The organism is Ruminococcus albus 7 = DSM 20455, from assembly GCF_000179635.2.
Classification (GTDB): domain Bacteria; phylum Bacillota; class Clostridia; order Oscillospirales; family Ruminococcaceae; genus Hominimerdicola; species Hominimerdicola alba.
Map to the genome: position 1 here is coordinate 1241395 of NC_014833.1, position 24101 is coordinate 1265495.

12 protein-coding genes are annotated in these 24101 nt (G+C 43.6%); 6 read left to right on the forward strand and 6 right to left on the reverse strand.

Annotation, left to right across the window (positions count from 1 at the left end; genetic code table 11):
• Together RUMAL_RS05465 and RUMAL_RS05470 are read right to left on the reverse strand one after the other, a co-directional pair.
• Nucleotides 1–1593 carry a metal ABC transporter solute-binding protein, Zn/Mn family gene (locus RUMAL_RS05465; protein ID WP_013497781.1) on the reverse strand — a complete coding sequence of 531 codons (1593 nt, stop codon included), beginning with the start codon at nucleotides 1591–1593 and terminating at the stop codon, nucleotides 1–3.
• Between the two features lie 103 nt (nucleotides 1594–1696).
• On the reverse strand, nucleotides 1697–1999 hold the full coding sequence (locus RUMAL_RS05470; protein ID WP_013497782.1) for a hypothetical protein: 303 nt from the start codon (nucleotides 1997–1999) through the stop codon (nucleotides 1697–1699).
• Nucleotides 2000–2490: 491 nt separating this feature from the next.
• On the opposite strand from RUMAL_RS05470, the gene pelA reads away from it, so the two are divergent.
• Complete coding sequence (pelA, locus tag RUMAL_RS05475; protein ID WP_013497783.1) at nucleotides 2491–5856, forward strand: pectate lyase; 3366 nt, start codon at nucleotides 2491–2493, stop codon at nucleotides 5854–5856.
• Nucleotides 5857–5990: 134 nt separating this feature from the next.
• Here the strand turns inward: pelA and RUMAL_RS20605 are convergent, their stop codons facing one another.
• Together RUMAL_RS20605 and RUMAL_RS05490 are read right to left on the reverse strand one after the other, a co-directional pair.
• Nucleotides 5991–8939 (reverse strand): carbohydrate binding domain-containing protein, encoded by a 2949-nt coding sequence (locus tag RUMAL_RS20605; RefSeq protein WP_013497784.1) that lies wholly within the window; start codon nucleotides 8937–8939, stop codon nucleotides 5991–5993.
• A 378-nt stretch (nucleotides 8940–9317) separates the two neighbouring features.
• Nucleotides 9318–10100, reverse strand: coding sequence for a helix-turn-helix domain-containing protein (locus RUMAL_RS05490; protein ID WP_013497785.1), 783 nt, complete (start codon nucleotides 10098–10100; stop codon nucleotides 9318–9320).
• A 294-nt stretch (nucleotides 10101–10394) separates the two neighbouring features.
• Between RUMAL_RS05490 and RUMAL_RS05495 the strand changes: the two genes are divergently transcribed.
• Nucleotides 10395–12656 carry a cellulase family glycosylhydrolase gene (locus tag RUMAL_RS05495; protein ID WP_013497786.1) on the forward strand — a complete coding sequence of 754 codons (2262 nt, stop codon included), beginning with the start codon at nucleotides 10395–10397 and terminating at the stop codon, nucleotides 12654–12656.
• A 234-nt stretch (nucleotides 12657–12890) separates the two neighbouring features.
• Here RUMAL_RS05495 and RUMAL_RS05500 read toward each other — a convergent pair whose 3' ends face one another.
• On the reverse strand, nucleotides 12891–15701 hold the full coding sequence (locus RUMAL_RS05500; protein WP_013497787.1) for a glycoside hydrolase family 9 protein: 2811 nt from the start codon (nucleotides 15699–15701) through the stop codon (nucleotides 12891–12893).
• 571 nt (nucleotides 15702–16272) lie between these two features.
• Nucleotides 16273–16926, reverse strand: coding sequence for a prepilin-type N-terminal cleavage/methylation domain-containing protein (locus RUMAL_RS05505; RefSeq protein ID WP_013497788.1), 654 nt, complete (start codon nucleotides 16924–16926; stop codon nucleotides 16273–16275).
• A gap of 656 nt (nucleotides 16927–17582) precedes the next feature.
• Here RUMAL_RS05505 and greA point away from each other — a divergent pair.
• The 4 genes from greA to RUMAL_RS05525 all read left to right on the forward strand — a co-directional run bounded on the left by greA (nucleotide 17583) and on the right by RUMAL_RS05525 (nucleotide 24101).
• Nucleotides 17583–18059: a transcription elongation factor GreA gene (gene greA, locus RUMAL_RS05510; protein ID WP_013497789.1), complete on the forward strand. Its 477-nt coding sequence runs from the start codon at nucleotides 17583–17585 to the stop codon at nucleotides 18057–18059.
• A 348-nt stretch (nucleotides 18060–18407) separates the two neighbouring features.
• On the forward strand, nucleotides 18408–18863 hold the full coding sequence (locus RUMAL_RS05515) for a hypothetical protein (protein ID WP_013497790.1): 456 nt from the start codon (nucleotides 18408–18410) through the stop codon (nucleotides 18861–18863).
• 39 nt (nucleotides 18864–18902) lie between these two features.
• On the forward strand, nucleotides 18903–20480 hold the full coding sequence (gene lysS, locus RUMAL_RS05520) for a lysine--tRNA ligase (protein WP_013497791.1): 1578 nt from the start codon (nucleotides 18903–18905) through the stop codon (nucleotides 20478–20480).
• Between the two features lie 390 nt (nucleotides 20481–20870).
• Entirely contained in the window at nucleotides 20871–24101 is a 3231-nt protein-coding gene (locus RUMAL_RS05525) for a helicase-related protein (RefSeq protein ID WP_013497792.1), read from the forward strand.

Sequence of the window (24101 nt, forward strand, 5' to 3'; positions counted from 1 at the left end):
TCATTTCAGAACGCCTGCAAGAACATCATAGTTTTTCTGCATAAGTGATATGTAGCTTGCACCGCCTGCGATATCGTCCTGTGATACTGACTGTAGTGAATTCAGTTCAGCGATCTCTACACCTTTACCTGATGTGCTTATGATAGTTTCAGCAATATCCTTGCTTGAATTTTCAAGTGTGAAGATAGTCTTGCAATCAAGCTCATTGATTTTATCGGCAAGGAAAGAGATAGTTTCAAAGCTTGCTTCGGTTTCAGCCGAGCAGCCGATGAATGCTGCATAGTAATCAAGACCGTAATCATCAACGAAGTAGCGGAAGGGGAATCTGTCACCGAAAATAAGTGTATTTACAGAAGAATTATCGACCAGTGTACTGAAGCTGTTATCAAGTTCATCAAGCTTTGCGGCATAGCTGTCAAGGTTAGCCCTGTAATCAGCGGCATTAGCTGAGTCTATAGCCTCTATATTTTTCTCTATCTCAGCACAGAGGATCTTTGCGTTTTTGACAGACAGCCATACGTGCTCGTCGTATTCTTCCTCGCCCTCTTCGTGTTCATGCTCGTGTTCGTCTTCTTCATGATCCTTGTCATGACCTGCAAGGTGATCGCAGATCTCCTCGCCGCTCATATCAGCGGGGAAGAATGTAGGCCAGTATTTTTCGGGATCAACAATAGCATCATAGCTTTCGTTGCTCATTCTCAGGTGGAAATGCTCAGCCTTGGCAGGTTCGATCATGTGATCATTGATCTCGATATAAACAGGTGCGCCTGATCCTTTATCCTCAGCTTCAAAGCGGTACATTGCGCCTCTTGTTCCGCTTGACCAATCCTGTATGAAGTAGCCTGTATACTTATAATCAGAGCTTACAGTTTTTCCGTTATCATAGGTATATGTGATATTGTCACCGTCTATCTTTACTGACTTTATGTCTGTTTCATAGCCGGTCTTGTAGTATTCCTTGTACTCCTCGGCGGTCATTTTTCCCTTTGTTTCAGCCATCGCATCCCATGCTTCATCGAGTGTACCATCGAGTACGAACGGATACGGAGACTGCCATTCGCCTGCCCAGTCAGAAAGACTTCTGTCCTTTACTTCATCGTCCTCAAAGGTGGATACTTCCTTGCTGTGTTCATGATCGTGTTCATGCTCATGTTCGTCCTCCTGCATACCCTCCTTCAGTTCTTCCACTTTGGCGGAATCCCCGAGAACTTCCATGAGATCAATGACTTTCATATCCTTGTTCTGCGGATCTTTAAGAACATCTGTTACCCACTCATCCGATTCTCCGCCTACATATATAAACAGGTCACAGGTAGTTATTTTCAGTATATCTTCAGTAGTCGGCTGATAGCTGTGAAGATCCACACCGTTATCCAGAAGATAGGTGAGCTCGACATTATCAGCGTGATCGCCAAGTATCTCCTTTATCCAGTCATACTCAGGGAATATAGTGCATACTACACTGAAAGTCTCTGTATCGGATGCAGTCTTTTTATTATTATCTGAAGCTTTTGCAGCAGTGCCGCAGCTTGTTATACCGGTCATTGTCATAGCTATTGCAAGAGCATAAATAGCTGTTTTTTTCTTGAACATAAATATTGATCCTCCGAAATAAATAATCGCATAATACTGATCGGGCATAAATACCCTTTTACGATGTCTGTGTGTTTTTCTGACATTGTCTGAGTGTCGGTCATCAATCCAGAAGCTCAACTTTCAGAGATATAAGGGTGTTGTGTGCAGGACGTGATCTTATGATGACCCTGCAGGACACAGTGATAATGCAGAGTAAAAGACTAAGCTTTAATGCTCCTGCAACTGCTGTACCGAGAGTATTGATCATCTTATGGCACTGTGCAAGCTCGTAACATACAGAGCAGCCGTCACCAGTACAGTCATGATCTGCCTTCATTATTATAAAACAGGATGAGCCTATAATTACAAAACCGAATAATATAAGTATCAGTAATGTTACGATCCTTTTCATGTAACCTTTCACTGTGCTCACCTCCGCGAATATGATAATAACTCTCAATTTAATATTATAATTTGAAAGGATAGAATTGTCAATGATTTCATATCAGATTCTACATCTTTGCTAAAATGAGAGCTACTCTCATATTTTTACTATTTATTTTTGACAGTATTACAGTGAACAGAACGGTGTAAGAATAACTCCGTAAGCAGGCATATATGACAGTATTTTGGGATCCGGGAACGAATGGCCTTGATCAACAAAAAAAAGTGATTCGCCATACGTATTTATGTTGCAGGGATTGGTGTTTTTGTCACGACATTATATCAATATATGTCAATATTGATATATTAAACTGTTGCAAAAATGTTAAAAGTTATAATCTATAAAATGAACAGTCTTGCAATCCATTGACAAATTTAATCAACAATGATATAATTTTTTTGGTTAGATTATTAGACATAATCAATATGTCTGAACCAGTGGTGTATTTAGATCTAAGGAGGGATCGAGTTATGAAAAGATCAACTAGGGGTGCAGCTTGTGTGCTGCTTGCAGCAGGAATGCTGGCATCAACAGCGACACCGCTTCTGCCGAATATTCAGATGAGTATAGTGGCAAATGCGGGTGAGAATGATTTCAGCTGGAGTACCTATTCAAAAAAGGATTCATCATGGTGGAAAAGTTCAGAAGCGACCGCGCTTGCTGATGAGATGATAGCTTATCAGCTTTCGGACGGCGGCTGGCGCAAGGATATGAAAACGGCTACAACAGGTTCGTGGAACAAATCCACTATAGATAATAACGCTACATGGGGACAGATAAGGTTCCTTGCAAGCGTATACAACGCTACAGGTACCCAGAAGTATAAGACTGCGTGTCTGAAGGGTCTGGATCTGCTTATAAACGGACAGTATTCCAACGGCGGTTGGCCTCAGGTGTTCAACGATGCAGGTACATATCATGCACATATTACCTATAATGACAGTGCTATGGTGCAGGTGCTGAAGATCATGCTTGAAGTATCCCAGAAGTCGGGTGCTTTCTCGTGGGTGGACAGCAGCTATCAGAGCAAGGCAGAAAATGCAGTTAACAAGGGTATAAACTGTATCCTCAATACACAGATAAAGATAAACGGAACTCTTACGGCATGGGGTCAGCAGCATGATGAATACACTCTTGCTCCCGCAGCAGCCAGAGCTTATGAGCTGCCGTCGGTATGTACTTCAGAGAGTGCAGGCGTAGTTGATTTTCTCCGTTCACTTCCCGATTCAAAGAAGAGTGCAGATGTTATACGCAGTATAAATGCTGCAGTCAGGTGGTTTGATTCAGTAAAGATCGAGAATAAAAAGTGGGACTGGAATTCTGATAAGTCGGATAAAGTACTGACCACATCCAGCGGTTCAACTATATGGGCGCGTTTCTATGATCTTACTTACTCCAAGCCTTTGTTTGCAGACCGTGACGGCAAGGCGTATACAGATGTTACACAGATAAGTCAGGAGCGCAGAACAGGATATTCGTGGTACGGAACATGGTGTGCCAATAATATCAAGCTCGGCACTCTGCCCGAACCTTCAGGTTCTACCCAGCAGACACAGGGTACACATTTGTATGTCGGCTACAGCAATAAGTCTAACAACTATAATACAATACAGGCGGCTGTAAATGCAGCAGCTTCCAAGAATCCTTCTTCCGAGCAGACCCGTGTGAGCATACATATCGCACCCGGTACTTACCGTGAGCAGGTGCGCATAAATACACCGTATATCAGCCTGATCAACGACGAGCCTTCAAAGGAAGTAAAGATCACCTGGTATTACGGTATCGGCTACAAGTACTACAGCATGGGCAGTGACGGTTATTATAATGCTACCAATGCGAAGAATAAGTCATCTAAGGGTGAAGCTACCCGCTGGGGAAGTGCAGTTGCCCTCCATACCAATGCTTCTCACTTCCGTGCTGAGTATATCACATTTGAAAACTCATTCAACCGTTATGTTACCGATGAAGAGATCTCGGACGGTGTTCAGGTGTCCGGCAGTGAGTCTATAACTTTCCAGCGTTACAAGGGCGCTGATGTTAAGAGCAAGACCGCTACCGAGCGTGCAGCTGCTATCGCTATCGAGGGCGATTACAGTGAGTTTTACAAGTGTAATTTCCTGGGAAGCCAGGATACGCTGTTCACAAGGGGCGCACACGAATACTTCCGCGAGTGCCGCATAGAAGGCAACACAGATTATATCTTCGGTCAGGGCACCTGTATTTTCCAGAAATGTGACCTTGTATGGGCAGGCTATACCGACAAGTCTGTCGGCGGTTACATCACAGCTGCAAAGAGTGACGGAAAGTACCTGTTCTCAGACTGTAACGTATATGGCACAAGCGGCATGAAGGTAGGCTCGGGATACTTCGGCAGACCATGGGGCGCTGATGCAGATGTTGCGTTCGTAAATACAAAGCTGTCCTCGGAAAGCATGATAACCTCTGCCGGATGGACAAGCATGAGCGGAAATCAGCCCGAAAATGCAAGATTCAAGGAATACAACACAACTGTTAACGGCAGTGCTGTTAATACTTCGGGCCGTGTTTCGGGTACAGTAAGGTCCTCCGCGAGCGGACTGGATGTAAATACATATTTAAGCGGCTGGAGCCCATATTATTATACGAATGCAAGTTCATCCTATCAGCCTGTGGCTATAAACGGAAAACTCGTAAAAGATCTGATCGTCAATGACGGTGAGAACGCTTACGACTGGTCTGTTGGTTATGGTTTCGGATATGGCTCAATGCTGTTCGGTGACCGTGATTTCACAGCACTGAATGTACCGTCTTATCTTAACAATGCAGAAGTTATCAGAACTGCCTGTGATTCCAAGAATGTCACATCCGACCTCGGATACTTTACAGCAGCATCTGATATTACTGTATATACAGCTGTTGACAGCCGTATTACAGGAAGTCTGCCGTCATGGCTCTCGGGCTGGACTAAGACAGGTGATGTTATAACCACATCAAATGACCTGACTATGGAGCTGTTCAAAAAGACCTTTACATCGGGCAGCAAGATCACTCTCGGAACCAACGGCGTTTCAACAGGCTGCGTAAACTATATCGTACTTATGACAGAGAATGCTCCTGAGCCCCTGAACGGAAAGCTCATCAGAAATCTTGTCGTCAATGATACTGAAAATGCTTCAGACTGGTCTATCCGCTATGACATTAACAATGGTTCACAGATCTTCGGTGACCGTGATTTCACAGTACAGGGAGTACCAAGCAATCTGATAAATGCAGAAACTATCCGTACTGCCTGCGATTCCAAGATGTTCACATCAGATCTTGCAACATTTACAGCAGGTGCAGATACAACACTCTATGTAGCGGTAGATACCAGAGTAAATAGTCAGCTCAGCTGGCTGAACTCGTGGACTGCAGTAGGAACGTCTATGTACACTTCAAACGATGTTGAGCTTGCTCTCTATAAGCGTGATGTTACTTCGGGAACTAAGGTGACCCTTGGAACAAACGGAGGAGAAGGCTATTCTGTAAACTACATCGTAATGGCTGTACCAAAGGAGTATTCACAGCCTGCAATAGACTATCCGACTAATATCAGGGTAGAGTGCAGCGAGCAGTACCACCAGTTAAGATTCTCATGGAACCCTGTCAGCGGAGCTACAAACTACGGCATCGCTGTATATCTTGCAGGTAAGTGGAGAGTACAGACTTCAGCTATACCCGCTTCACAGACCTACTTTATCACACCCAAGAACCTGACCCCGGGCATGACTTACAAGGTTGCTGTTGCTGCAAAAGTAAATGGCAAGTGGAATACAGCCGATCCTATCAGGAATGCTGTGATCGTCACTGTCAGGTAACAGGTAAAGTCAGTATTACCACACTTACATATATAACAATAATAATGAGGAGCCGATGCTGCATCAGCTCCTCATTTTATGTATTACAGACTTCAAAAAGCTCCGATGAAATGTCGGAGCTTTTTGCATGATTTTTACTTAATAAGACCGATGCCCCAGATGGTGAACTGACCGCTTCCGCTGATGGAAACATCAAGGTCACCTGAGGTACTCTGATAGTATCCAAGCTCTGCATCCGGACCGCCCCATGTGTACTGCTTGTTGCCGCTTATCTTGGTGGTCTTGCCGTTTACAGTAACATTTATGCTGCCCATACCCGAGCTGTTGGCTTTGAACACGATTATCAGACCTTTGCCCTGAGTCTTGAACTTCATCGGATTGCTGCCGTTGAGAGTATATGAGTAGTTCAGACCTGAGTTGTTGTAACCGTAGCCCGATGTCCATGAGCCTGCACTGAAGTTTGTCAGGTTCTTGGGGTCAACGTTAACAGTGTCAGCGTATTCGGCACCGTATACGTAGCTGGTAGGCTGAGTATAGCTGCTTGAACTGTTCTGGCTCTTCATTGCCTGACGTACATAGTAAGCCATGCAGTCAGCTATGAGCTGTCCGCCCTTCTGATGAGGGTGATACTCGTCAGTGTAGTAGTCGCCTGTATTGAGGAATCCGCTGTTGAAGGCTTTGGTAAGAGCATCATCCATGCTTATAACGGGTATATCGAAGTTCTTTCCGATAGGATACATCTGATTCTGGCTGGAGAATCCGCCCTTTGCACGGGTGATGAGGACACATACAGCAGGTGCGTTAGGCATATCAAGGAATTTTTTGATACAGCTCTCGAAGCATTTCTTGTACATTATATCCTCGTGATCATTTACCGAGAATTCCAGGAAGATGATATCAGGCTTCTGCGAAACTATCTGTGCTTCGCTGCGCACAAGTCCTACTACGGATGAAGTACCCGAAAGACCTGCGTTTATTTCCTTGAAGCTGCCCTTGGCGAAAGTATTCTTCAGGTAGCTGGAGAATGGAGTGGTGTAGTTCTTGCCCTCAGTGATCGAACCGCCGAGGTAAGCCACTGTCAGGGGAGAACCGTTTTCAGCTGCACTAAGTTTCTGAGAAAGTCTGTATGTGTTGCCCATGTGCTTTATGGAGCTTTTGTAGAAATTTATATACTGAGAGGATGCGGTTTCCTTATAGTTATCCCACTTGGAATGATCCACTTCAGTACCTGTACCTGATCCCGAACTGCTTGCTGAGCCTGGAACTTTGCCTGTGCCGCCTGTCTTGACCGATGATTTTGTACCTGCGGCTGCGATCTGAACATTGTCGATATAGAAATCAGTAAGGTCACCCGAACCCTGAACAGTTTCAACGTATAAAGTTATATCGCCTGCGTTATCGGGAATAGTGAATGATGTGTTCTCTATCTTTGTCCATACACCGCTCTTGCATTCTGCGGAAGCTATATGAGTGTATACAGCGCTGCCGTAGCCGCCGCTCTGCTGGAGTGATACCTGTATTTCAGATGAACCTCCCGAAGTTTGCAGTGCTGCCAGACTTATGCTGTATGTCTGCCCTGCCTTGAAGTCTGAACCGAGGTTTATAGCAGCGCCGTTCCATTCTGCAGTTCTTCCCGATACATACATTGACTTGCCTGATGTACCGTAGTAAGCATTATCTGTAGCCGCAACAGAAGCAGCACCTCTGCCTGCCCAGTTGCCGACACCAGAATTGAAATCATTACTCAGTACAACTCCTGAAGGAGTATCGGTCTGACCTGATGGGTCATCTGTTACCTCTTTGATGGGAAGGGAGCTGATATGGCCTAATATGTAATTTTTTATGGCATTTGCATCATCAGCGGTAATGCCATCACCAACGTTGAAAACGTCTGCGTTTACGCTGCCCTGCCCTGTGAGCTTGTACTTGCCGGGAGCTGCTACAGCCTGTCTGATAAGTACAGCATCCTTCATATCAACCTTGCCGTCAAGGTTAGCATCACCGTACAGAGAAGCTGCTTTCTTTCCGCTTCCACTGCTCTGGGATGAAGAACCGTCAGATTTGAATGCATATCTCATGAATGTATATAGATGAGGCTTTACAGAATTGGCATTATGTCCGCCGCCCGGTATAGACTGGTATACGTGATCGACACCGTTGCGTGTGAGGATATCGCTGTACTGTTTCGGGAAAGTACCTACAACGTCATCGTTGGTTCCGCCGGTTATCATAAACACCTCAGGCTCGGGACCTACATTCCTGAACTTCATTTCGCTCTCCTGCATACAGCCGGGGTGATCCATGTAGCGGTCAGAACCCGGAGTGATACCGGGAGCAGGGCAAGCGCCGCCTACATAACCGAATACATCAGGGCGCATAAGTCCGCAGTAAATAGCCTCACGTCCGCCCATGGAGAAACCTGTGATAGCTGTATTCTCTCTGCCTTCCTTTATGGGATAGTTCTCCTTTATAAACGGCAGAAGGCTGTCTGTAACATCGTACAGGAAATTATCGTACTCAGCACAAGTCTGCTGATTGATGCCGCTTGGACCGTTCATAGTCTTACTTGTGAACATATTGGGAGTTACAACGATGAACTCCTCAGCCTTTCCGCTTGACATAAGACTTGTCATCAGTTCCTGTACACCGTTGCCGCTGACCATGTCGTTCTCACTTCCCATGATACCGTGGAGTATGAACATTACAGGGTATTTTTTACTTGGATTATAGTTAGGCGGCAATATAACGTTGCACTTTTTCTGCTTGCCGGTATATTTGCAGTAATAGCTTTTGTTCTCGACCTTGCATTGGCTTGATGTTTCAAGGTCGCTTGGAACAGTTGTAGGCATATCATTTTTGATCTTGGCATTTAGACCTGACTGTGCATTACCGCCGTTTCCGGCATCAGAGCCTATTACCTCATTTCCGGTGGTGTCAAAACCGCCGGCAAAGCCGCTCCAATCCTGACCGCCGTTGTTTCCCCAGAAATTTCCTGCTGCATTAGCAGGGAATGGCAGGGATGCTGCCACCATCATCAGGGATACGGTTGCACTAAGGATCTTCTTTGTTCTTGATAGTTTCAATTTTATCACTCCTTATCAAATTTGTTGTCCCGATAAGATTATATAAGCAGGACAGATCTTTCGCTTTAAAATATTAAAGCTTTTGTGTTTGATATGGTACAGATCGGATCTGAATGATTCGCAGAACAATTATTAAATATTCTGCTAAATTTATCAAAATTACCAATATCTTACATGGCGATATGATATCTTTAATGTAAATATACTATACACCATAGTAAAAGTAAACAAGTATTTGTAAAAACCGCAATCTTTGATTGTTGGTTCGCAATATTTGGTCAAAAAAATTGTGATTTGGTTTTACATCGATAAATAATTGATAATTATTAATAGTTGAAAGGCGTCAAATTTCATCCTGATGAGTATTCACTCGAAAGCTTACTGCTTACTTCTGCGGTAATCAAGGGGAGTAATACCGCATCTTTCTCTGAATTGTCTGGCAAAATGTTCATAATTTCTATAGCCGCATTTTTCAGCGATCTCATGGGCGTTGAGATTTGTTGATGTCAGGAGCATCTTTGCATACTCTGTCTTTGCATTGATAAAATCCTGGACGAATGTTATATCGAATGTTTTTTTGTAATAGTACTGAAAAGAAGCGGGACTCATGCGAACTTCATGGGCTGCCCATGTTATGGAACGTGGTACGTATGGCTCAGCATAGATCTTATGACGTATTGTCATCAGCAATTCGTACTCAGCACCATGTGCCTTTTCGGCAGGAAGATTTATCACATCACTTACACGGTTGAATATCAGCCACATATAGTGCTGCATATTTTCATAAGCATAGGGCGAGGGTGAAGTGAATTCATCAGCTATTGCCTTGATGCACCAGCTCAGAAACTCAGCGTGAGGTGTTGTTATTCCTTTGGCATAGGGGATATTTCTTTTCATAAATTCAGCCTCGTCATCAGCCTCAAACTGAAAATGCACCCAGTCATTTGCAAATTCATGCTTGGGAACACATCGGTAATACTGCGGCATACCCTGAGGATAAAGGAAGAATGAATCCTTTGGGACGATAATATCTTTGTTTTCCAGAGTGAAAACAGCATCTGTTTTCAGTATCAGCAAAAGAAAGTCACCATACCCGTTCGGCCGTTCAATAAAAAAATCTCCATCGTGTCTGTGATTGAAACCTACATTGTTTATTATCATTCTGTTCACCTGCCGGCTTGACTGAATTTGATGATTTTTCAGAAAAGATCATCTAAGTTATATTATATATCATTGAAATAAGTGATGTCAATAGTATATAATATTTTTAGTGAGAAGTTTTAAATAAATACATATTATGCACAAGCTGTCTGTCCTGTCAGCTGCCCCTGATTGGAACAGACGGCGCTCACAGTAAAGGCAGGCTGTGAGAACATAGGAAGAGGATCGTTTTTCGTCTGAAGGGGTATTCAGACGGAAGAACAATGAACCACATTTTTTAGAGGTGAATGTATAATGAAGACTAAAAGCAAAAGCGCACTTACACTTTCAATGGTGTGTGCGATGGCACTCTCGTGTATGCCTTTCGTGGAGCCTACACGTGCTGAAGCCGCATTCGATAAGGATGCTAAGCAGACTGTTGCTGATATGGGTCTGGGCTGGAACCTCGGCAACTCTCTGGACAGCTATTCAGGTACGACCATAGGCGGAAACAGAGGCAGCACATCCTCCGAAACAGCTTGGGGAAACCCTGCGACCACCAAAGCCATGATAGATATGGTAAAGGAGTCGGGTGTCAAGACCGTACGTGTGCCTGTGACCTGGTATGAGCATATGGATCCCTACACCTACAAGATCGACGATGTATGGATGAACAGGGTCGAGGAAGTAGTTAACTATGTACTCGAAGATGATATGTACTGCATCCTCAATGTTCACCATGATACAGGTGAAAAAGGCTGGCTGAAAGCCAACAGCAAAGATCTTCAGAAGAAAGAAGCTATGTTCAGGTCTATCTGGGAACAGGTCAGCGAGAACTTCGAGGATTACGGCGACAAGCTTGTTTTCGAGGGCTTCAATGAAATACTTGATGAAAGCTCAAATCAGTGGTGGAACCCAAGCTCGGAAGCTTGCCCTATCTCCAATGAGCTCAATCAGATATTTGTTGATGTTGTCAGAGGCTCAGGCGGAAACAACGCAAAGAGAAACCTTATATGCAACACCTATTGTGCAGGTGCAAACAATGAGATCACAAGTCAGTTCGTACTCCCAAAGGATACTGTTAGCAACAGGCTGATCGTTGAAGCTCATGTTTATCAGCCTTTTGAGTTTACTCACGAGAGCTATCCCGAGATAACTACATGGACAAGCTCACCGCTGGATATGGTACTCAATAATCTCAACAGCACTTTTGCACAGAAGGGTATCCCTGTTATTATAGGTGAATTCGGCTGTGCCAATAAGAATAATATGGATGAGATCACATCCTGGGCAAAGTATCTTGTAGAAAAATGTACAGGCTATGGTATGGGTTGTATCTGGTGGGATAACGGATCACAGTATAAGATCTATAACCGCCGTACACTGAAAGTATCTCAGCCCGAACTTCTCAATGCTATGCTTGAAGCTGCAGGTTCTGATGTTCCTGCTTCTGCTCAGAAGTTTGTCAGAGGCGATATCAACGGTGACGGAAAGCTCAATGATACAGATCTGGAAATGCTCCGTAATTATCTTCTTAAAAAGACCGTAAAGATCAGTGACAAAGCTGATATCAACATGGACGGAAAAGTGACTATGGCTGATTTCGTTCAGATGAATAAGGCTATACTGAATCCTGATCCTGCATCTGACCCGAGAAATCTCTGTGCAAATGAAGACAACTGGGCAAGCTGGACGGATACTTCAAACGGCGGTCAGGGCGAGATGTTCTTTATGGACAATGGCGTTTCCATGCAGGTAGATAAAGGCGGCAAGAATGAGTGGGACGCACAGTTCTTCTATGATGCCATAACACTTGAACAGGGTGCAAAGTATCAGATATCATTCGATTATGTAAGTGATTCTCCGCAGACCACTACTTTCATAGTTAATCAGGGTCACGATGATTATCTGCCTTACTATTTAGACAGCCTTAACTGGACAACAAATGTTCAGCATTATAAAGCGACCTTCGACTTTACTTCCAAGACTGACAATATGTGCCGCGTTACCTACAATCTCGGCGGCAGCGGTGTGAATGTTCCTTACAAGGCTACTATCACCAATCTTTCCCTTATCAAGCTTAGCGGCGGAGGATCTTCGTCCTCATCATCTTCTTCGACTCAGTCCGGAACTTCCGCTTCAACAGGTACAAATCTTGCTGCTGATGCTTCAAAGTTCAGTAGCTGGGCAAACACTGAGGGTGGTGCATCTGCATCGTTCAAGAGCCTTAGCAACGGTCTTCAGATCTCGGTAAAGAATTCGGGTACGGAGGAATGGTACGTTCAGGGAATATACCCCGGCATCAAGTTTGAAAAAGGTGCGACTTATGAAATATCATTCGATCATCAGGCTGATAAAGCAGTAAAGTTCGGCGTTAAGCTTCAGCAAAATTATGAGCCATACGGTCAGTATTCCAACGAGCCGGTATATGCTTCCACACAGAAGCAGCACTATTCTGCAGAATTCACAATGACAGACCCGACTGATGATAACACTGCCTGTGTATTCAACTGCGGTGCTTTGAATACCAACGCTACGATCACGATCACTGATCTGGTCATCAAAAAGATCTCCTGATTCATCCCGCATATATAGATAAGTACAATTATCGGACAAACCACCCCCTGTCGGGCGACAGAGGGTGGTTTGTTTATATGCTTTACTATAAAAATACATGGCGATACATTTGATACACCAACACAAAATGCTATATAACATCATACCTGACAGATTTTCGTTATGTGGTGTTATGCCAAAACAAAACCACGCCGTAACTCTTGCGAGTGCGGCGTGGTACGCTTTTAACTGTTATTACTTAACAGAAACTTTTTTAAGTGCAGTAGATGATATAGGGAGATCGGATACCTTGAGAGCTGATATTACTACAGCCTTGATGGCTTTAGCATCATCATTGGTAAGACCTTTGCCTGCATCAACACAGTCTGCATTTCTCATACCCTGAGCAGTGAGAGGATACTTCCTCTTGTTGTTGCCGTACTGGTAAATAGCTGTTACATCAGCCATATTTACCTTGCCGTCGCAGTTAACATCACCGTACAAGATCTTTGCGGAAGGATTTTCGGTGGGTTCATCATTTACAAAAGTTTCGGGCGTAGTTCCGTCAGGCTCAGAACCCCAGATGAGCTTGCCGTCCGCGTAAAGTGCTATCTTATCGGTTATAGCTGCAGCAGAGTTGTCATCTTCAAAGCTTACCAGGTCGGAGTAGCTGTAGTCGTTTGAAGAATCCCATTCAGGATATACAAACTTTTCGGGATCCATCTTTGTTGTCAGCGCGAACTGGTATACACGGCTGCCGTAGAACTTGCAGTCCTTCCAGGTGATGTCAACGTAGTAAGTTCCCTTGTCGTCATACTTGACGGGATCGGAAAGTTCTGCGTGTGACTTATTGTTGGAATAGCCTGCTACCTGGTCATAGTCGATACGTGCAGTGATATAGTCGATACCGTAGCCTGCATCCAGGAGTTCCTTGATATTGAAGAAGTATCTTGCCTTTACATTGCACTCAAATCTGGGAGGATCAACAGTTCTGTTGTGAAGAACGACTTTGAGCTGGATACCATCCTTCTTTTCCTGTGCCTTACCGCCTGATACGAAGTATCCAACAGGCAGAGGATTGCCGTTTTCATCGACCTGATCGAAGCCCTTTGCATTTGAGGACATATCAAAGTTCTTGATGATGCTGTTCTCCTTAGCATCTATGCCGCCCTTGCGGCCGTAGTAGTGGTAAAGACCTGCAAGGTCACCGCAGAAGCCTGCATTGTAGTCGTCAGTTACCTCGTTGTAGATGTAGTCCTTGGTCTCATCAACATGGTTGTCTTTCAGATCGGGACCGCCTACAAGTGCACCCCAGAGGGTGTGTACCTGTGTGATAGGATCATCCATGCTCTGTGTAGCGGAGCAGTGAGATGAACGGTGGTGAGGATGGCTTGCGAAGTTGTTGCCGTAGCCTACCTCATAAGCGTAACCCATGGGGTTCTTGCCGAGGATGTATTCCATCTGAGCTCTTGCCCAGGGGAGGAATGTCTGATCGTTTGTAGTCTTGGCATATACACAAGCGCACAGACCTGCAGCTGTGTTGTAACGTGCAGAACCGTATCCAGATACTACTGCCCAGCCCTTGGGTGACTTAGCAATAAAGTCGCCGCTTGTTTCGCTGATAGGAAGGTCTGCTATCTGATCTGCGGTCATCTTTGTGTTCCAGAGATAGTCGTCCATACCGAAGTACTTATGACCGTGAACAGGCTCATAGCCCCAGTCGGAAGAATCAACACTTTCAGCACAGCCTGACCAGAATTCAAGGTTATAGCGGAAGATGTACCAGTCACGTGCTGTGTTGGTAACAGGAGCAAGCTTTGCGAATACACCGCCCCATACTGTATCCCAGCAGTGAACCCAGATGTTCTGCCAGCAGTTGCCGGTATCTGTGATGATACGCTTCATATATCCGGTGTAAGGATGAGCGCCCTTTGCGTTTGTAGTGGTTTCATCAACTGCGATTATATCGTTGATGTAATCGTAGTCCTCGGTGCAGTAGTAAAGCCATACAGCAGCCCATGCCAGTTCATCGTAGTCATAGCTGGATGTATAGAAACCGCCGTCATAGCCAAGGCTTGAACAGCTGGGAACTTCGCCGGGCTTCCATTCCTCAACGTGGGTCTTTACAGCGAAATCGTACAGTGCCTTTGCGTACTTTAATGACTTTTTAGCGTACTCGGGCTCAGTGTCTTTGAAGTTGAGGTAGTTGATAGCAAGAGATGCAGCAGCACCGGCGCACTGATCGGATGCAGGCATTTCTTCAGTAGCGAAGTAAGCAGGACGCTTAACAGCACAGGATGAAGAAGCAACCATAGTATCCTCTACCTGGAGCTCGGGTGGGCACCAGTAGTTATGGTCATTATTACCTTCGCCTACCTGATAGCAATAAGCAATTACATTATCATCGTCGTCCATGAAAGTAACTTTCATGAAATAATCGTTGATCCAGTGGAGCTCATCCTCAACGTGCTTGTCAAGTCCCAGTTCCTTGTATGAATCACGGAATTCATAGTAGCCCCAGCCCACTGTTGAAGCGGAGTAGCTTCCCGGAAGGCCGAACTTGACGTGGTCACCTGCATCGTGCCAGCCGCCTGTAAGGTCGAGAGTGCCGTCTCCGTCAGGGTCGAGGTATTTCTTGTTCTTGTCGATGAAATTCTGGGACATATTGACGCCTGCATACAGAGAGGGGTCGGTATCACCGAGGTTTGGCTTGGTCTTTCCGTCATCGCCTGCGCCAAGTCCCTGATCCTCCTGCAGCTGATCGTCAGTTTTGCCTTTACCTATCTCCGGCATGGGGCTCATGGGCTGGAGCGGTATATAACCGTCCTTTACATGACAATTTGCACGCCAGGAGTAATAGCCGTCATCGGCTACCTCGTCGCCGCACTTGTTAGCATCGTAGAAACAAAGTGCAAGCTGCAGAGCTTCTGCGTAGTTGTGGTAGTTGTTGGGATTCTCTTTGTCGATCACAGCGGCGGTAACTGTAGCAGCAGTGTTTCCTGTGAACATCATTGCAGCAGCGGATAAGCCGGCAAGTGATCTTTTAAGAAACTTTCCCTTTCCCATTTTAATCTTCCTTTCTGTCAGTGTTTTTCAGCAGAGCTTTCTTTTTAAGTCTGTCAGTACGATACTATAGATATCGTTTTCTTTTCTATAATAAGGTCAACAGCATCAAAAAGAGATCCCATGCTATCGGATCTGATCTTATGATCTTTGGGTTGGTCCGAACTGTTTACAGGCGAACAGGACATTAGTTCACCTATAGCTAATAATAACATAGCAATAACCGTATGTAAAGTAAAATATTGCGATTCATAGCATTTTTGTTAACTGCAAACAATAACGATCCATTATTAATGGACATTTTTACAATTACCCATTCGCATCATTAGTTTATTCTGAGATTAAAAATGGAACTTTATGGCTGAAAGAAATAAATGTAATATTTATATAGTATTAGTTATCCTATAAGGAGTATTATCCAGGTTATCTAACGGCAAATCTGGATCAGAAAAAAAGCTGCGGAGCGTATTAACGCTCACACAGCTTTCAGAGGTATTATTATGACAAGTGTTATTTATAGACCCGCCGAAGATCATATAACACCTGTACAAGCCATTTTAGAGAGAAACAGTGATCAATGTTTGTTTTGGTTAGCGTGCTCGATCGCGAAATCATCAGTGTGACCTGCTGCAAATTTGCAGAACAGAGCTGTTGCCTTTTCGTCAGCATCGGCTTCAGCAAGCTGGTTGGTGCCTGCTTTTGTAGCACAATAAGATATATCCAGATTTCCGTCGGGCATTATTCTGAAGTGTATCTCATAAGCGAGCCAGTTATGATTTGAATGACACATAAGTCTGGTATCTTTCTTGTAAACCTGCTGTTCACCTTCACCGGGCACATCTCCGCCGCGTCTTCTTATTGTAGCGTTCGGTTTTACATAGCCATTATCAATAAGTATCTGCATCATCTGTTTGGATGATGTTCTTACATCGTCCTTGCCGACATAAACATAACCCCATGATGATGTGCCGTCAGCATCAAGGTTAGTTGACCATGGATTATACAGATTAAGGTCATCGCATATAGCAGCTTCAGCCATTATCAGTTTTCCTATGTCCTTTGCTTCGTTAGCATCACGTGTATTATTTGCTTTTTCGATCAGCTTGAGCAGGTTAGGCACGATAATTGCAGCCAAAACTGCAATTATTGCCAAAACTGTTACAAGCTCTACCAGTGTGAAGCCTTTTCTGTTCGGTCCGTTTTTGTTAAAGTATCCGTTTGTCCTCATAAAAAACCACCCTTATCATAATTCACCTTGTTTTTTTACTATATTGATTGATCACATATCATCTGCCGCGCCGCACTAATCAGCCAACGAAAACATTTCGTTTTCAAGAAAAATTTCCGAAAACGCGCGGATAACTTATCGCTTTTGATTTAATCTAATTTGTTCTCTACAATAACTATATCACTAATTATATTTTTTTGTCAATGGTAAATATCATTATGAAAATGTGAATAATAATAGACGTTTCTTAAATAATAAAGCTAAAACACCGTTATTTGCGGCGAAAACGTTTGAAAAGTCACTGGGAAAACGTTTTAGATTTATTAAAATGATGTATTGTATCAAAATGATAATTTATTAATATAAGATTTAGAAATCCTTTGCTTGCGTGGAAACGTTTGCGAAAATCAGAAAATGAAATTTCGTAAAATATTATGTTCGGATAAATGATCTGATGACGATCGTCACAGAAAAGACTGTCAATTGCTTTGTAAAAAATGAAAAATGAATGATATTTACAAGTAAAAAGGCGGATAAAGAAACATCCGCTATCACGGATTTATCTGTGTAAGTCTTGACAAAACAGGGATAATATAGTATAATATTGATTTGAAGTATGACCGAACAAACCAAATATCATATAGGAGTGTTTTATAATGGAAATCAACAAGACAGTATCAAAAGCCGGCTATAACAAACTGGTTGAAGAAAAGGAATATCTCGTAACAGTCAAGCGTAAAGAGGTTGCACAGAAGCTGAAAGAAGCACGTTCTTTCGGTGACCTTTCCGAGAACGCTGAGTACGATGAAGCCAAGAATGAACAGGCTATACTTGAATCGCGTATCAACGAACTTGAGATACTCATTTCCAACGCTACAGTCGTTGATGATGATGAGATATCTGTTCACGAGGTCGGTGTTGGTTCTTATGTTAAGCTGAAGGATCTTGAGTTCGATGAGATCGAAACTCTTCAGATCGTAGGTTCTACCGAATCTGATCCCGACAACGGCAAGATCTCTGACGAGAGCCCTATAGGAAAGGCTGCGCTCCACATGAAGGTCGGTGACATATTCGAGGTCGAGGCACCTGCTGGTATGATCAAGTTTGAGGTCCTGGAAATCACAAGGGAATAATGAACGTCAGTCTCCCTTTCTGATTTGAGGATATATACTTCGGCAGCGGCAGGCTGATGTCCTGCATGAACACCTGTGACGAGGATTCCTCGCTGCGGCGCATATCGGATATCCGGATAATTTCGATATAACGGTGGATCACTTTGAAGCACAAATATTTACGGCGGCGATTTTTCGTGCGGATGATATATCACTGCTGAAGAAAGCCGTGACGGAGTGTGTCAGACGTGCCGAAAGGGAAGCGGAGCAAAGACGATTTTCATATTACGGTAGACTATGGGATACCGAATATATTGATGTCAGATAAGCCGCGGAAGGCTTTTATGACAGTTGACTGAGGTGATAGATATGCACAGGACTGCGCTTGCGGCAGTTATAGTATCGTCGATGATGCTTTGCAGCTGTATGGGAAAAAGCATTAACGCAGTCAGCAGTAAGGAATTCAGCAAAACTGTACTAGAATGTGGTTACTGCGCTGAAGACGGCATCTCTGTTACAGATAGTGAGGACGGGACATCTACCAAAGTCCTCGCGGATAACGGATGGCTGGCAGGATTCTATGAATGTGCTGACTATGATATTGCTGAGAATGAATTTTACAGTGAATGCAACGCCGCAGATATGGATGATATAAAGGATATTGGCAATAATGTGCAGTCGGCTGAAAAAACATCCGGCAATAACTACTCACTGTATATCAGGGTGGGGAAGACCTGCCTGATGATGACAGGTCCCACAGAAAGATCTGATGAAATGAAAGACCTCGCCGCTAAGCTGGGGTATAGTGATGGGAAAAAGAAGTAGATGTCAGCTCGTCAGATCATTACAGAAAGGAAGTAAAATATGAGCGAAGAAATAAAGAACAATGCTCCTGAGGAAGAAGAACTTACTCAGGAACAGGTGAATGAATATAAGAAGATAAGAATGGAAAAGCTGAAGGCTTTGCAGGACGAGGGTGCTGACCCTTTCCAGATCACCAAGTATGATGTGACTGCAAGCTGCGAGGATGCCAAGGCTATCTATGAGAAGACCGAGGCTGAGTGCAAGACTCAGGCAGGTGAGGACGAGGAAACTCTGGCTGCCAAGCTGGAGGAGAACCGCGTTCGCGTTTCCATCGCAGGACGTATTATGTCCAAGAGAATGATGGGTAAGGCAAGCTTCATGGATCTCAGAGACAAGAGCGGCAAGATACAGCTCTATGTCAGGATGAACGAGGTCGGCAAGGAAGCTTTTGACCGTTACGTAAAGAAGGGCGACATTGGTGATATCGTCGGCATTACAGGCTTTGTTTTCAGAACAAGGATGGGCGAGATATCCGTTCATGCTGAAAGCTTTACTCTGCTTTCCAAGAACCTGCAGCCCCTGCCCGAAAAGTGGCATGGTCTGAAGGATCAGGATACAAGATACAGACAGCGTTACACTGACCTGATATGCAACCCCGAGGTCAAGGATACTTTCATCAAGAGATCCAAGATCATCTCCACTATCAGAAGATATCTGGACGAAAGGGGATTCATGGAGGTCGAGACCCCCATGCTGGTAAGCAACGCAGGCGGTGCTGCTGCAAGACCTTTCGAGACGCATTACAATGCTCTTGACGAGGACGTTAAGCTGAGAATATCTCTCGAACTCTACCTCAAGAGACTTATCGTTGGCGGACTTGAAAGAGTTTACGAGATCGGCAGAGTTTTCAGAAACGAGGGCGTTGACGCAAGACATAACCCCGAGTTCACACTTATGGAGCTTTATCAGGCATACACTGATTATCACGGCATGATGGATCTGACAGAGGATATGTTCAGACATCTGGCTGAAACTGTCTGCGGCGGTACAACTATACCCTATGGCGAACATCAGATAGACCTGGGCAAGCCTTTCGAGAGACTGACCATGATCGAGGCAGTTAAGAAGTATGCAGGCGTTGATTTCAATGAGATCAAGACCACTGAGGAAGCAAAGGCACTGGCTAAGGAAAAGCACATAGAGTTTGAAGACAGGCACAAGAGGGGAGATATCCTCAATCTGTTCTTTGAAGAGTATGTTGAGGAGCACCTCATCCAGCCTACTTTCATAATGGATCACCCCATCGAGATCAGCCCCCTGACCAAGAAGAAGCCTGATGCGCCCGATTATGTTGAGCGTTTTGAGCTGTTCATCAATGGCTGGGAGATGTGCAACGCATACAGTGAGCTGAATGATCCGATCGATCAGCGCGAGCGTTTCAAGGCACAGGAAGAAGCTCTCAGCAACGGCGACGAAGAAGCAAACCGCACCGACGAAGACTTCCTGCGTGCGCTGGAGATAGGTATGCCTCCTACGGGCGGTATCGGCTACGGCATCGACAGACTCGTTATGCTGCTGACAAATTCACCAGCTATCAGAGATGTACTGCTGTTCCCGACGATGAAGAGCATCGACTGAGAAACGGCGTAAATACGCGGGGTTTATGACCCGGCAAGCAAGATTTACGACCAACTTACGACCGAATTGTTGAGGACACGTTTGATAGAAAAAAAAATCCCGAAGCTGACTATGGTGGTTGGCTTCGGGATTATCTTTTCTCGTAATTTTATCTTTCATCTACAAGATTAAATATCTTCTTGCCCTGTTTCTCCGCATATCATATCGTTGCATAAGCTCCACTGCTTTTGTGCTGTGATTTCCGTCCTTTTATTCTATTTCTACTTGAAAAAACGTAGCTGTTGTGCTATAATAGTATTGATTATACAGAATTTATGAATTATGGTTAATACTCATATTCTATCTGTTATATTCTGGAAATAATTCCTTAGTCCGAATGAGGTGATGTAGGTGGAAATCTTCAACAATACTACGAAAACAGTGGGTGATGATCTTAAATCTTGCATTAATGCAGGTAATCGCATTGCAATTGCTGCGGCCTGTTTTTCTATCTATGCCTATCAGGAGCTTTGCGAACAACTTGAATCATGTGAAGAACTTCGTTTTATTTTTACGTCTCCGACATTCATTGCAGAGAAAACTAAGTCCGAACGTCGGGAATTCTATATTCCACGTCTTGGTAGAGAACGAAGCCTTTATGGTACAGAGTTTGAAGTGCGACTTCGTAATGAACTCAAACAAAAGGCAGTCGCAAAAGAGTGTGCTGACTGGATGCGCCGTAAGGTAAAATTTAAGTCAAATACAACTCGTGAAGGGATGAACAATCTTTTACTTGTCGAGGGTGATTCAGACATTTTTACTTATATGCCTATGAACACCTTTACAACTGTTGATCTTGGATGCGAACGAGGAAATAATCTTACGAATATGGTAACTCGACTTGAAAATCCTGCAAGTTCAGAGTTTTTGCGAATGTTTGATTCTATATGGAATGATGCCGACAAGCTGAAAGACGTAACGGAAGATGTAATCGAAATGATTTCGACTGTCTATCAGGAGAATGCACCTGAGCTTGTGTACTTTATGACACTGTATAATATCTTCAGCGAATTTCTTGATGATATCTCAGAGGACGTTTTGCCAAATGAAGCAACAGGATTCAAAGATAGTGTAATATGGAACAAGCTGTTTCATTTTCAGAAAGATGCTACTCTTGCGATCATCAATAAATTAGAGCAGTTTAACGGCTGTATTCTTGCAGATAGCGTTGGACTTGGAAAGACCTTTACAGCATTAGCGGTTATCAAGTATTATGAGGGACGTAATAAAAATGTCTTAGTACTATGTCCTAAAAAGTTGTCTGAAAACTGGATGACCTATCGAGGCAACCTTATCAACAATCCATTAGCGGCAGACCGCCTCCGTTATGACATTCTTTATCATACAGATTTGTCTCGTGACAGCGGTGACACCGTTATTGGATTACCGATTGATCGGATAAACTGGGGCAATTATGATCTTGTTGTGATTGATGAGAGCCATAATTTCCGAAATGGTAATGGTACTAACAGCAAGGGCGGCGAAAAAGAAAATCGTTATATGCGCCTTATGAATCGTGTTATTAAGCCTGGCGTTAAAACGAAAGTTCTGATGCTCTCTGCAACTCCTGTCAATAACCGTTTCTATGATTTACGCAATCAATTAGCCTTGGCTTATGAAGGAGAACCAGAAGAATTCAGCGATAAACTCAAGACAAAATCGGATATTGATACAATTTTTCGTCAAGCGCAAACGGTATATAATGCGTGGTGCAAACTTCCGGAAGAACAGCGTACAACTGCTACACTGTTATCAAGGCTGGACTTTGACTTCTTTGAGGTACTCGATAGTGTTACAATAGCGCGCTCAAGGAAACATATCCAAACATATTATGATGTTTCAGATATTGGCACATTTCCAAAACGTAACAAGCCTATTACTTTACGTCCGAAACTTACAAATAAGCCAAAAGCAATTAACTACAAAGAAGTTTATGAGTTGCTTTCAAATTTGCAGTTGACGATCTATACGCCTACAATTTACATACAGCCAAGTAAAATATCAAAATATCTTGATGAGGATGAAACTGAAAATTTCCGAAAAGGGCGAGAACTCGGCATCCAACGGTTGATGAAAATCAACCTGCTGAAACGAATGGAAAGTTCAGTTCATTCGTTCTTGCTTACTGTACGTCGCATTCACGACTTTTTACACGATACATCAGAGATTATTTCAAAATTTATGAAAACTGGAATAGGTAACCTCGATGAAATGCGTGATCTTTTAAGTACAACTAATGATTTTGACTTTGATGACCAAAATACCGACTTCTTTAGTGTTGGTAAGAAAGTAAAGATTGACATTCGTGATATGGATTATATTAGTTGGAAGCGCGATATAGATAATGATATTGAAAATCTCCAACTACTGATTTTTATGGTTGAAGATATCACTCCGGAGTATGATTACAAGTTGAATGAGCTGTTTCGAGTGATAAAAGAGAAGATAGCTCACCCCATCAACCCCGAAAACAAGAAAATAATAATATTTACAGCATTTGCGGATACTGCTGAGTACTTGTATGATAATGTGAGCAAAATGGCATTATCTGAACTTGGACTGCATACAGCACTTGTGACAGGTTCTGTTGACGGGAAAACTACGATTTCAAAATTCAAAGCAGATATGAACCACGTTCTGACCTGCTTCTCTCCTCTATCCAAAGATAAAGCCGTACTGTATCCAAATGAATCGGCGGAAATAGATATACTCATAGCAACTGACTGTATCTCTGAAGGTCAGAACTTGCAGGACTGCGATTATTGCATTAACTATGACATTCATTGGAATCCAGTACGTATTATTCAACGTTTTGGACGTATCGACCGAATTGGTAGTCGTAATGCCGTGATACAACTTGTGAATTTTTGGCCCGATCTTGACCTTGATGAATATATCAATTTGAAATCCCGTGTGGAAACACGAATGCGTATTTCTGTTATGACGTCTACTGGTGATGATGACCTAATAAATCAGGAGGAAAAGGGCGATCTCGAATACCGACGCAATCAGCTTAAGCGCTTGCAGGAAGAAGTTGTTGACCTTGAAGATATGACAAATGGCATTTCTATTATGGATTTAGGACTTAATGAATTCAGAATGGATCTGCTTGCATATATGAAAGAACATGAAGATATCGATCACACGCCGTTCGGCATCCATGCTGTTGTAAAAGGCGAAAAACCGGGCGTTATATTCGTGATGAAAAATGTCAATGAGCATATAAACATTGAGAATCAGAACCGCCTGCACCCATTTTATATGGTATATGTCAGCATGGACGGCGAGGTGATCACAAATCACTTGCAGCCCAAAGATACGCTTGATATCATGAGACATCTTGCAAAAGGAAAGACACAGCCAGACAAGCACCTCTGTGATAAATTCAATAAAGCAACAAACAACGGTAAAAACATGGCTAAAATCTCGCAGTTACTGGAGGATTCAATCATGTCTATCATTGATGCAAAGGACGAGAGCGACATTGACAGCTTCTTCGGAGGAGGACAGACCACATTCCTTTCAGGAGGATTCTCAGGACTGGATGATTTCGAGCTGATATGTTTCATGGTGGTGATTTGA